General features: G+C 73.1%; 9 protein-coding genes, 1 tRNA gene and 1 pseudogene. 6 read left to right on the top strand and 5 right to left on the bottom strand.

The genetic code is table 11. The features are described from left to right. Window positions 1-527: 527 nt before the first annotated feature. The 3 genes and pseudogenes from UIS43_RS06250 to UIS43_RS06240 form a co-directional block, all read left to right on the top strand. Complete coding sequence (locus UIS43_RS06250; RefSeq protein ID WP_013153550.1) at window positions 528-920, top strand: hypothetical protein; 393 nt, start codon at window positions 528-530, stop codon at window positions 918-920. Between the two features lie 42 nt (window positions 921-962). Further along, entirely contained in the window at window positions 963-1,316 is a 354-nt protein-coding gene (locus UIS43_RS06245) for a hypothetical protein (protein ID WP_013153549.1), read from the top strand. A gap of 63 nt (window positions 1,317-1,379) precedes the next feature. Continuing rightward, a pseudogene (locus UIS43_RS06240) lies at window positions 1,380-1,499 on the top strand (IS481 family transposase); the annotation flags it as partial. Between the two features lie 168 nt (window positions 1,500-1,667). Here UIS43_RS06240 and UIS43_RS06235 read toward each other — a convergent pair. Beyond that, window positions 1,668-2,420: an SDR family NAD(P)-dependent oxidoreductase gene (locus UIS43_RS06235; protein WP_013153548.1), complete on the bottom strand. Its 753-nt coding sequence runs from the start codon at window positions 2,418-2,420 to the stop codon at window positions 1,668-1,670. A gap of 173 nt (window positions 2,421-2,593) precedes the next feature. Between UIS43_RS06235 and UIS43_RS06230 the strand changes: the two genes are divergently transcribed. Then, complete coding sequence (locus UIS43_RS06230; protein WP_370012735.1) at window positions 2,594-3,451, top strand: helix-turn-helix domain-containing protein; 858 nt, start codon at window positions 2,594-2,596, stop codon at window positions 3,449-3,451. Between the two features lie 970 nt (window positions 3,452-4,421). Here the strand turns inward: UIS43_RS06230 and UIS43_RS06225 are convergent. The 3 genes from UIS43_RS06225 to UIS43_RS06215 all read right to left on the bottom strand — a co-directional run bounded on the left by UIS43_RS06225 (window position 4,422) and on the right by UIS43_RS06215 (window position 8,126). After that, window positions 4,422-6,719: a transcriptional regulator gene (locus UIS43_RS06225; RefSeq protein WP_370012733.1), complete on the bottom strand. Its 2,298-nt coding sequence runs from the start codon at window positions 6,717-6,719 to the stop codon at window positions 4,422-4,424. A 1-nt stretch (window position 6,720) separates the two neighbouring features. Further along, window positions 6,721-6,794: transfer RNA gene (locus UIS43_RS06220), tRNA-Arg, on the bottom strand. Window positions 6,795-7,352: 558 nt separating this feature from the next. Continuing rightward, on the bottom strand, window positions 7,353-8,126 hold the full coding sequence (locus tag UIS43_RS06215; protein ID WP_013153544.1) for a DNA polymerase beta superfamily protein: 774 nt from the start codon (window positions 8,124-8,126) through the stop codon (window positions 7,353-7,355). Between the two features lie 254 nt (window positions 8,127-8,380). On the opposite strand from UIS43_RS06215, the gene UIS43_RS06210 reads away from it, so the two are divergent. After that, window positions 8,381-9,193, top strand: coding sequence for an SAM-dependent methyltransferase (locus UIS43_RS06210; protein ID WP_019611495.1), 813 nt, complete (start codon window positions 8,381-8,383; stop codon window positions 9,191-9,193). Between the two features lie 121 nt (window positions 9,194-9,314). On the opposite strand, the gene UIS43_RS06205 is transcribed toward UIS43_RS06210, so the two are convergent. Beyond that, complete coding sequence (locus UIS43_RS06205; RefSeq protein WP_358457284.1) at window positions 9,315-10,367, bottom strand: hypothetical protein; 1,053 nt, start codon at window positions 10,365-10,367, stop codon at window positions 9,315-9,317. 209 nt (window positions 10,368-10,576) lie between these two features. On the opposite strand from UIS43_RS06205, the gene UIS43_RS06200 reads away from it, so the two are divergent. Continuing rightward, the gene (locus tag UIS43_RS06200) at window positions 10,577-11,650 is read left to right on the top strand and encodes a LacI family DNA-binding transcriptional regulator (RefSeq protein WP_013153541.1); all 1,074 of its coding nucleotides are present in this window, start codon (window positions 10,577-10,579) and stop codon (window positions 11,648-11,650) included.

The following is an 11,650-nucleotide window of genomic DNA, read 5'->3' as shown; positions in this document are numbered from 1 at the left end:
GGAGGGGAATGATTCGCCGGGGCGGCCCGGTCCCGTGCGGTGATCCACCCTTCCTCCTTCCCCTGTTCTGTTGCCCGTGATCGCTTTCCTGTTCCTTTCTCAGGTGTGCGTCGCCGGGGGAGGGCCTCCTGTCGGGACCCGGCCTGACCACGGCTACCGGGATCGCTGGCCGGGGCCGGCCCGGGAGCGCCTCCGACCTCCCGGGGCGGGGCGGCACCGCCCACTCGGGAGGCCGGGTGGGAACCGACCGCGAACGGAGTTCTCCATCCCATTCGGAAGGCGTGCCGGTGCGGTGTCCTTTGTCGCGTTGGGCTGCGTGACCGAGACCGGATCTCCGGCGTGTCGGTTTCCCCCGGCCCCGGGGCGGTCGCGCCGGCGGTGCTCGGCGGGTGTCCGGGGCGCCGCCGCGCAACAGCGGGGCCGGGTGGTGTTCCGGCCGCCGTCCGGAGTGCCGTCGGCAGCGCGCTTCCACGGGCCGTCCCTGTCGTGAACGACCTGAGTAAAACCTTGAAGGAGATCCTGAAGGCATGAGTTCACCGATACGGGAGCAGATGGAAGCCGAACTGCGGCGGCTCGATACGACACTGAGGGAGCTCATGGAGGCGGGCGAGGGCCTGGAGTCGGAGACCGAGGAGGCCACGTCCAGGAACCGGCTGGTGACCGCGGAGGTCGACGCGACCGGTGACCTCGCCGGGCTCGTGTTCCACACCGACGGGTACCGGGGCATGGCCGCCGCAGAGCTGTCGGCTACGATCGTCGAGGTGATCGCCCGCGCCCAGCGGCGGATGGCGGAGCGGGCCGTGCAGGCGTACGACTTCGCCTCCCCCGAAGGCGTCGACGCGTCCGCCGTGCTGCGCGGCGAGGTGGACGTCGAGGAGACCCTGCGCGCACTGGGCTTCTCCCCGCGCGACCTGGAGTGACGGTCCGACCGCAGCCATCAGACAGCGAACAGGAGGAGAACGATGTCCGCATCACACGGCCGGCTCTCCGTCGACGTAGACGGGATCGGGCGGCACAACAAGCTCGTCTACGAGGCCGCCGACTTCACGGACGAGGTGGTGGCCGACGCGCGCGACGCGATCACGTCCTTCGAGGAGGCGCCCTGGGGGGTCGAGGGGGAGTACTCGAAGCGGATGCAGGAGACCCTGGGCGAGGCGGAGAAGATCCTCTGGCAGCTCCTCGACTACGTCGCCGTGGCGCAGAGGCAGGCCGCCGACGGGGTGGTCCGCACCGTCCACGGTCTCTCCGCCGCCGATGACGCCAACGCCGACGTCCCCGGCTCGTTCGACCCGCGCACGCGCGGCGGACGCCGCTGACGGTCGCACGCACGCGGTCCACCGCCAAATGCCGGGCCGACCGCTGCCGCGCCCAAGGCCAGGGCCGGGATGGACGGCGCCTCCAGCCGCCCGCGCCGCTCACCCCAGCGCGCCCCCGCCCGCCGCGAACGCCGCGTGATCGAACTCCGCCGCACCCGCCGATGGGGCCCGGCCCGCATCGGCGGCCCTTCGGCGAACCCTCCCCGCATACCGTCTGGGAACGCCGGGAAACGCCGGAACCCGCCGCCCACGCCCCCAGAAGTCCCGTGTGACAGGTGTCGCACCCTGTCATCGCTGGGCCGTGCCCGTACGGCTGAGAGCACGCGGCGCTGACGGATCAGCCCTGTGGACTCACCACGGGAGGTTCGCTCCCTCCCACGTCGTGAAGGTGCCGGAGGGCCCTTCGGGCCCGAGCCGGGCGACACGCACGATCTCACGAGCGGCGTCCTCGACCGACTCCGTGCCCTCGAAGTTGACCAGCGAGGTGTTCGCGAACCCCGGCGAAACGAGGTTGACCTTGACACCGGAGTCCCGGAGCTCGGCCATCATCGCCACCGTCACGGCGTTGAGCGCCGCCTTCGACGCCGCGTAGACCGGCTCGAAGAGCGCGTGGTAGGGGAGAGTCGGGTCGGTGACGGTCGTCAGAGAACCGAGCGCGCTCGTGACGTTGACGATGCGTGCGTCCGATGACAGGCGGAGCAGCGGGAGCACGGCCTGGTACACCGCCACAGGCCCGAAGACGTTCACCTCCCAGACAGCCCGCACCTCCTCCAGCGGGACCACGCTCGCCGCTGCGAAGGAGCGCAGTTCGGCCATGTCGACACCCTGCCGAGTGGTGGAGACGGCGGCGTTGTTGACGAGGAGGTCGAGCCGACCGGCCTCCTCGCGGAGCCGCTGGGCCGCCGAGGCGACCGACTCAGGATCCGTCACGTCGAGCTGGAGCGGGGTCGCGCCGGCTCCGATCTCGGCGGCGGCCGCCTCGCCGCGGGCGGCGTCGCGGGAACCGACGAACACGGTCACCCCGTCGGCGGTCAGCTCCTTCGCGACCTGCTTGCCCATACCTTGGTTGGCTCCGGTAACCAGAGCGATGCGATCCGAGGACACGAGGACCTCCCTTGTTCGGGTCGGACATACGGGCCGAGCGCGGGTACCTGTCGGCGTGCGCCGCGCTCCCCAGCGACGATCCGCTATCGCCGCCAGTCCCGGGTAGGCCGCCTTCATCCTGGGAGTGACAGGACCAGGCGCTCCCCCCGTCCGGGCGGATACCATCCGGGGTGATGACAGGACGCGGAACCGACAGACAGAACCCGTTGGGTGAGTACCTGCGTGCCCGACGGGAGCTGGTGACCCCGCAGGCGGTCGGCCTCCCCGAGGACTCCCGCCGCCGTGTTCCCGGGCTGCGCCGCGAGGAGGTCGCCCTGCTCGCGGGCATCAGCTCCGACTACTACCTGCGGCTGGAGCAGGGACGTAACCGCAACCCCTCGGCCCAGGTACTCGGGTCGATCGCGCGGGCGCTGCGACTGGACGGACCCTCCACCCAGTACCTGCTCGGACTGGGCACCGCTCCGCGGCCCTCGCGTGGTGAACCCCGTCGGGGGGAGACCCTCGCTCCCCGGGTCCTCGACCTTCTCCGCACGGTCGACGCACCGGCGTTCGTCGCCGGGCGGTACGCGGACGTGCTCGCGAGCAACCCTCTGGCACGCGCGCTCTCCCCGGAGCTGAGGCCGGGCGTGAACCTGCTGCGCGCGGCCTTCCTCGACACGGACAACCACCTGTACCTCGACCGGCGGGAGATGGTCGCGATGTTCCGCAGGCGTGTGGGAACGGATCCGCGCGATCCGCGAGTCGCGCAACTGGTGGAGGAGCTGTCCCTGGCGAGTGAGGCCTTCCGGCGGGCCTGGGCACGTCACGATGTCCGTCCACCCCGCGGCGGCCTCGTCCGCGTCGACCATCCCCGGGTCGGCCCCATGGACCTGAACGTGTCCAAACTCGCCATCGACGACACCGACGAGCAACTGCTCGTCATCTACCACCCCGACCGCGCACATCCGGAGAGCGCGGACCGTCTCGCGCTCCTGGCCTCCCCGGCGGGGCGGACGACGCCTGCCCCGCAGGCGCCGGCCGGAGACCGCTGAGGCCGGGGCGGGCTTTCCCCCGGCCGCGTACCGATAGCGGAACGGCGATCTTCTTCGGGGCCTGCACCGGCTGCGCCCGGGCCCGACTTCCACCGTTTTCCGTCCTTTGCACCGGGAATATCCGCTCGGTGTCCTTCGTTGTTCCGCGTCCTTTCCGCCGTCGGGACATCGCGGGGGGAGGGAACCGACGGGAACGGGGGAAGCGGAGGAGACGCCCTCCTTTCGGTCATGCCCTCACAAGTGTGCTACCGACCGGCCCTGAACCTTCCTGGGGCCGTGGCCCGCGTGAGGGAAGGGTGCCTACGCCTGTGCCCCGGGGTGCCGCTGGGGTTGTCCGTCGGGGGTGTGCCGTTGGATGCTGGCGGCACCCACCGGACCGGCGCGGCTGGTCGGGGGGAGCGTGTCGGAGACGGAGCCGACGCCCGCGCTCCAGGGGACTCCGTGGCGGCTTCAGGGCCGTACCCGGGCGTCCCCGGGTCCATGCCAGCCGCGCCAACGAGCCCCGACCTTCCCCTGCGAACCCGAACGGACCACGGCCGACCGGGCCGCGTGCACACCTGCCAGGCGGCCCGGGTCGGCCCCAGGTCCGCGGTGCGTCCGCGCGGCGGAGCGCCGTGTCCGGGGGCGCACGGGTTTCGACGACTAGAAATCTACGACATAAAGGTAGAGCTTCCTTGTATTATCACAAAGGGTGAACAAAGAGTAACAATGCACATGAAAACGGTGTTCGGTGTCAAACCTTGGCAACCGGAGGAAGGGGCTGGGAATCGGCCACCCTCCGCCTGGTGTGCGACCGGAGCGGCCTCCCTTCGGAGAACCGAACACCGCACGAATTTCCCGGACCGCTGGTCGCCCTTCCCCCCGAGTCCGTAAAATGGATCCGTGCGGGTGCGCCCGTACCGCCGGTGCGGGGCAGCGTGGACGGATGCCCCGCACCGGTCACCCCGTGCTGTCGGCGCGGCGCCGGACTTCAGGGACGGTCCGCGCCGCGCAGGGCCCGCGGGGCGATCTGGAGCATCCAGTGCCGCCCGGCCCAGCCCAGGAAGCGGCGCCTTCCCGTGGGGGCCCCGGTCTCCTCCAGGGGCTCTCCCTCCACCACCCGGCGCAGTCCGGCCAGCACCGGCTCCAGGCGTTCGCGCGTGTGGTGGGGCTGGTCGGGGGCCAGCCCCACCATCCACGCCGTCACCTCGCGCTGCTCTGCCTCGGTGCACAGGGACAGGAAGAACACCGTCTGCCGCCAGGCGAAGGCCGCGTTCTTGACGTGGGGCAGGGGCGGGAACACCCGGGGCAGGCTCTCCACGGTCCGCACGGTCAGGGTGTGGGCGCGCCGGGCCAGCTCCGCCCACCCGCACGCGGGCCGCGCCCCGGCCCCGACCAGGACGGCCAGGTTGTGCGTGGTGAGGATCTGCGCCTGCTCGATGACCATCCCGTTGCCCACGACGCTTCGGCGCGGGTCGCCCGCGCGTTCGCGGCACAGCCGGGCGAAGTCCGTGGCCCCGCCGCCGGTCCGGGTCGGTTCCTCCTCCAGGGCCAGGACCCGGTCGGGGTCGATGCCGTAGTAGCGGTTGTAGAGGCCCTCGCCCAGCAGGGCGGCGGCGGCCTTGGCGGCGCGCGTGAACTTGGGGGAGAACCCGCCCGTGAAGATGTCGGCGGCCAGTTCCTCCACGAGCGGCAGACGCAGGTCCGCGGAGCGGGACAGGGCGGACAGCTGGCTCACCATCGGGTTGGGCACGATCGTGCCGGGGAAGTGGGTGAGCACGCAGGAGCCCAGTGCGGACAGCAGTTCGGCCACCGTCTCACGGCGCGCCTCGGGGCCGGAGCGGTGGGCCAGCAGCGCCCGTGTCCAGGGCAGTTCGTCCGCGCGGACCTGGCTCTGCAGGTTGAGCAGGAGCAGGGAGCGCCTGCGGCTGAACGCCCGGTGGTGGGCGGCGAGCAGCCGGGCCAGGGCGGGGTCCGCGGCGGAGGCGGCCTCGGCCTCCGCGGTGAGGGCGGGCACGACCTCGGCCATCACCTCGGCGGAGGGGATCACGCCGAGTTCCACCAGGTCGTCCAGGGGAGCGGCGGTGGCCCTGCGGACGACGTCGCCCAGGGCCCCGGGGATGGGCCAGCCCTCGGGCACGGTGCGCTCGCGTGCCTCCTCGGCGGAGACGGGGGTGAGCAGCTTCGCCGTGTGCGGGGTGCCGACGGCCCGGGGGAGCGGGGCGAGCCGGTCGGCCAGCAGCGCGGCGAGCACGTCGTGGGTGGGGCGGGCTGCGTGCTCGGCCTGTCCGGCGCGCAGGGCGGTGTGCCGCTCGGAGCCGGGCAGGCCGCGCTTGGCCACCATCGAGTCCACGGCGTGGCGGAGCAGGCCGCGGCGGCGGGGGGTGAGTTCGGCGCCGGGCTCGGCGACCGCCTCGCGCAGCGCGGCGAGCAGGATCGCGAGGTTCTCCTTGGGCTTGCGGTGCTTGGTGCACAGGGTGTGCTCGGCGGCCAGGCGTTCGTACTCGGCGAGCAGGGCGGCGCCGCGGCGGGTCCAGCCCGTGGGGCGGTGGGCGTCGGCGCGGCCGTCGCGGACGGTCTCCAGCCAGTGGATGAGGACCCGGTCGGCGAAGGGGTTCCACACGGCCAGGGCCTCCTGCTGGGCCCGGGGGCGGCTGGTGGCCGGGTCGCGGGCGGCGCGTTCGGCCAGGGCCTGGCGCGCGTCGCCGACGCTCTGGCGGAAGACCGTGCGGGCGGGCAGGTCCTGGCGGGGCGCCGGGCGGGGGGTGAGGCACAGGGTGTCGGCGAGGGGTTCGACGGTGGCGAGCAGGTGCAGGGCGGCCTCGGTGTCGCCGTTGCGCAGCAGCCAGGCGGCGGTGAGCGGTACGGCCTGTTCTGGCAGGTCCAGTTCGTACTCGCCGCTGTCGAGGAGGGTGTCGAGGTCGGCCAGGCCCCGCTCGGTGAGGTGGTGGGCGTGGAGGGCGGCGCGCTGTTCGGGCAGGCCGCGGCGGCGGGCGAGTTCGCGCTCGTGGGGGCGCAGGGGGCCGCCCGCGGCGGGCAGGCCGGTGGCGAAGCCGCCGTGGACGACCTCGGGGGTGACCCAGGCGGGCAGGTCCTTGACGGGGGTGCGGGAGCCGATGGTGAGGGTGCCGTCCCCCATGCCGGTGACGACCCGTTCCCAGGAGTCGACGCGTGCGCGCGCGGCCTGGCGGACGCGGGCGTCCTGGTGGGTGAGGGCGGTGGTGAGTTCCTCGGCCAGCCGTCCGGCGGCGTAGCCCCGGTCGGCGTGCGGGGGGGTGGTGTCGTCCATGCCAGCGTGGCGGGACCTGCCCCCGCACCCTCCCGGACCGAAGCCGGGTGCTCTGACTGTTTGAGCCACACGCTGTCCGGGCGGTGCGCGTGTCCCCCGGTGCTGAGCGGGTGCTCCGGTGCGGGGGTCGGCGTGCCGTGGTCCGGTGGTCGGCCGACGTGGCGGAACAGGCCGCCGCGGGGGGAGTCCCGAGCCGGGTGCTCTGCTGTTGGGGTGCACGTCGTCCGCGGGGATCACGGTAGTGGTCGGGGGGTGGGGGCCGAAAGTGTTTTTCGGGGCTGTGGGGTGTGCGGGAGGGACGGTCTGACGGGTGCGGCCGTGGGGACGCACCCGTCACCGAGCCGGGTCGTGCTGCCCTAGCGGGTCTTGATCACGGCCGCGATGAGCCCGGTGGCGAGCATCATCGTCAGGCCCACGATCATGAGCACGAAGGCGATGGTTCCGACCATGGTGTTTCCTTAGTGTTCGTTGTTTCCGGGCGCGGTGCGCGGCGTCCGCCGTGCGGGGAGCGTCCGGAGGAGCCGGGAGCGGCGCCTACCTGTTCGGGGGTTCACCCTATCCCGGTCCCGTGCCGGTTCCGCGTCGGGTGGCCGCTGTGACCAGCGTGGTCGTGGCCACGGTCGCGGGGCGGGGTCAGCGTTGGGCCCAGGTTCGTCGGTAGGTGCTGACCAGCCAGCGGTCGGCCCAGGCGTGGTCGGGTTCGTCGGGCAGGTCGCAGGTCCGGCACAGCTCGGCCAGGCGCTGTTCGAGTTCGTGTGCCCGGTCCAGGGCGTCGTCGCGGCTGTGCTCGCCGCGGCGCAGTGCGAGCAGCCAGGTGCGTTCGGGTTCGGGCATGGGCAGGGTGATGCGGCCGGTCTCCATCAGTTCCACGCCCTGGATGCCCAGGCGGACCATGTGGTAGGCGAACTTGGTGTCGAAGCCGTGCTGTTCGACGAGTTCGGGGCGGTTGGTGTGTTTGCCGCCGCGGGTTCCCAGCATGCGGTCGCGTTGGGCGCGCAGGTAGCCCAGGAAGCGCTGGCCCGCCCGGCGGGAGAGGAAGCGTGCGGCGTTGGCGCGCAGGTCGTGTCCGGTGGGGGTGATGGCGACGATCTCGTGCGGGGGGACGAACAGGGGGAGCAGGACGGTGGGGTTGCCGTCCAGGGCCAGGCGCGTCCACTTGCGCAGGGAGTAGACGGTCAGGTCCAGGTCGTCGGGGCCGGAGCGGGTGTGTTCGGGGCGGGTGTGGTGGATGTACTGCTCGAAGGGGCGCAGGCCGATGACGTACTCGGGGGGTTCGACGCAGATGCCCATCTCGTCGCGGTCGGCCCGGCCTGTCAGGGCGAGGCCGTGGGCCTCGGAGCCCACCTGGCACCGCAGGACGGTTCCCTCGTGTGCGATCCGCGCGAACTCGGGGCTGGAGTGCTTCACCTGCGGCTCCCTTCTGTCGGGTGCTGGGTGCTGGGTGCTGGGTGCTGGGTGCGCTGGTGGGGGCGCTGTCCGGCACGCTATCGGCCGCGGGGCGGGGGCACGAGTGCTTTTCGGCGGTGGGGGAGGGGTGGGCGGGGCGGTGGTTCCGTGGTCGGGGGGACACGCCCGGGGGAGCTTGCCGGTGGGCCTCGGGAGCCCTTTACTTGTCCGGGTACGCCCCTTTTCTCCCCAGAACGAGCGTAGAAGGCAGGACCGTGCCCCCTGAGAACCCTGAGGTTTCCGCCCCCCGGATCGACACCTCCGTCCCCCACAATGCCCGGATCTGGAACTACTGGCTGGGCGGCAAGGACAACTACCCGGTGGACCGGGAGATGGGCGAGCAGATCCGCTCCTTCTTTCCCGAGATCGTGGACAACGCGGTCGCCGACCGGGGCTTCCTCGTGCGCGCCGTGACCCACCTGGCGCGGGAGGAGGGCGTCCGGCAGTTCCTGGACGTGGGTACCGGTCTGCCCACCCACAACAACACCCACGAGGTGGCCCAGTCGGTGGCGCCCGAGTCCAGGGTCGTCTACGTCGACAACGACCCGCTGGTGCTCACCCACGCCCGCGCCCTGCTCACCGGCGACGACCAGGGGGCCACCGACTACGTCGACGCCGACCTGCGCGACCCCGAGGCCATCCTGCGGGAGGCCTCCCGGACCCTGGACCTGGAGCGGCCGGTGGCGCTGATGCTGCTGGGCGTGGTCAACTTCGTCGCCGACGACGCCGAGGTCCGCGCGATCATGGACCGGCTCCTGGGAGCCCTGGCCCCGGGCAGCTTCCTGGTCCTGTCCCACCCCACCGACGACATCGACCGCGAACGCGCCCACCAGGTGGCGGCGGCCTGGAACGAGCGCGGCACCCCCAAGCTCACCATCCGCACGGCCGAGCAGATCGGCGCGCTCTTCGACGGGCTGGAGCTGCTGGAGCCGGGTGTGGTCTCCTGCTCCCTGTGGCGTCCGGCCCCCGCCGAGGTGGGCGGGGCGCGTCCGGTGGCCGAGTACTGCGGCGTGGCCCGCAAGGCCTGACCCTCCCGGGGGGTGCGGGCCACGGCGCCCGCTCCCCGTCGGCCGGGCGCCGTGGCGCGTCCGGCCGGCGGGGGCCCGGTTCCGGGGCGGGGGCGGCCGTGGCCCCCGGTCGCGGCGCGGCTCAGTCCGCGCGGGCGATGGCGATGGTCGCCCCGAGCCGGTGCCCGGCCTCGTAGAACATGTACTGCACGCCCCCGTCGGAACCGAAGGAGGGCGCCGCGCTGCGGCCCGAGTCCGGCGGTCCGGCCATGGGGGTGTGCACCGTGCCCAGGTGGCGGCGCAGGCCGAAGTCGCGCCCCACCTCGGTCAGGCGGATGTCGCCCAGGTCGGTGTGGTAGGCGACGTAGGTGCTGCCCGCGCGTTCGACCACGTGCGGGCCGGACAGGTCCGACACCCCCACGTCGGCGTGGTCCACGAGCGGGTCGGGGTCGAAGTCGAAGGTGATCCCGTCCGCCGACCACCCCCATCCGATGGAGCGGTGGTTGCTGGTGTCGTTGCGCATGAAGACCATGACGTAGCGCGCGCCCCGGTCGGGCAGGCGGTACTCGAAGACGCGCGCGTAGGAGGCCTCGGTGGTGCCCGGCACCATCGCCGTGGTCAGCACCACGCCCTCGTAGGTGAAGTCGATGCCGTCGCGTGAGCGGGCCAGCCGCGTGGTGGTGTTCTCCCCGTGGAAGTACAGCCACATCTCGCGGTGCTCGGAGTTCCACATCACGTGTGGCGAGGAGACGTGGCTGACGTCGTAGTGCGGGTTCCACACGTTGGCCACGACGGGGTTGTGCGGGTACTCGGTGAAGGGCCCGTCGGGGCTGTCGGCGTAGGCCAGGCAGATGCCGCCGGGCCTCTCGTGCGGGGCGTAGTAGAGCAGGAAGCGGCCGGGCGGGTCGGACAGGCGGCCCGCGGTCCCGCGCAGGCACGGGAAGATCAGCTCCCCGGTCGGGTTGTAGCCGAGTTCGGCGGTGTCGAGCGCCTCGCGCAGGAACCGGTAGGCGGGCAGGACGTCGGCCGTCGCGGCTCCGCCGGCGGCCGGGGTCGCGGTCGCGGCGCCCGCGGACGCGGGGGGCAGCAGTCCCGGGGCCAGGAGGGCGCCCGCCGCGGCGGCGCCGGCGCTCCGCAGGACGGTGCGGCGGTCGGGGGCGGCGGTGGAGCGGCGGGGGTGAGCGTCGTGGGACATGACGGTTCCCTTCCGGAGCGGGTCGGGGGGAGGCTCCGAGGCCCAGAGTCTTCACCAGCGCCGATGCGTCGGTCAAGGTTCTAATACGTATTAACGAAAGATCCTGCTTCCGGGTGGAAATCCGCCCGTCATCCTCTTGACATCTGCCGTGGCGCGGCTCACAGTCGTCAACTAATGCGCATTAACACGGCACGCAGGAGGAGAAACAGGTGACGCACGTCAGGAGGGCGGGGCCGCGACGCCCGCGCCAGTCCGACATCGCGCGGGTGGCCGGGGTCTCCCAGGCCACGGTCTCGCTGGTGCTGCGGGGCACTCCGACCGGGATGTCCCTGGCCCGCGAGACCCGCCAGAGGGTGCTCGACGCGGCCGAGGAGCTGGGCTACGTTCCCGACCCGGTCGCCACCCGGTTGGCCTCGGCCAGCAACGCGATGCTGGGGCTGTACACCTTCAGCGCCACCTTCCCCACCGACGTGGCGCACTCCTACTACCCGGTCCTGGTCGGGGTGGAGGAGGAGGCCGCGGCCCAGGGGCAGGACCTCATCCTGTTCACCGGGTCCGCGCGGGCCGCCGCCAGCGCCGACGACCCGGCCGCGGTGCGGCGGGTGCGCGTGGCCGACGGCTGCCTGTTCTTCGGCCGCCACGTGCCCGACGAGCCCATCCGGCGTCTGGTCGAGGACGGCTTCCCGTTCGTCTACATCGGCCGCCGCGACGAGCCCGGCGTGCCCTACGTGGGCGCCGACTACGTCTCGGCCTCGGCGCAGGTGGTGGCGCGTCTGGCCGGTCTGGGCCACCGCGAGCTGCGCTACCTGCGCGAGCACGACCAGGCCCCGGCCTCGACCGACCGCGAGCGGGGCGTGCTGCGGGGCGCCCGCGAGGCCGGGATCGACACCGCGCGCCTGGTGGTGCGCACCGACGGCTCCGACCTGGACGGACTGCTGCGGCGCTGGCTGGAGGAGGGCGTGACCGCCGTCGTGGTCGAGCAGACCGACACCGGCGCCGCCCTGGACGGCCTGGCCGCCGCCGTGGACCGGGCCGGTCTGCGCTGCCCGGAGGACATCTCCCTGGCCCTGCTGGGGGCGCCGACCGGGACCCGGGGCCGCGCTCCGGGCGGCGGCGCGGCCTACGGAGGGTTCGACGCGCCCCTGCGCGCGATGGGCCGCGACGCGGTCCGTCTGCTGCTGGAACTGATCGCGGGCGCCCACGGGCAGACGCCCCGGCGCCTGCTGCCCTGCGAGCCGGTGGAGGGCGGCACCCTCGCCGCGCCCCGGACACGACACATCTGA

The sequence above is a fragment of the Nocardiopsis sp. LDBS0036 genome (assembly GCF_041228755.1).
Taxonomy (GTDB): domain Bacteria; phylum Actinomycetota; class Actinomycetes; order Streptosporangiales; family Streptosporangiaceae; genus Nocardiopsis; species Nocardiopsis dassonvillei.
This window is presented reverse-complemented; position numbering and strand designations above follow the sequence as displayed.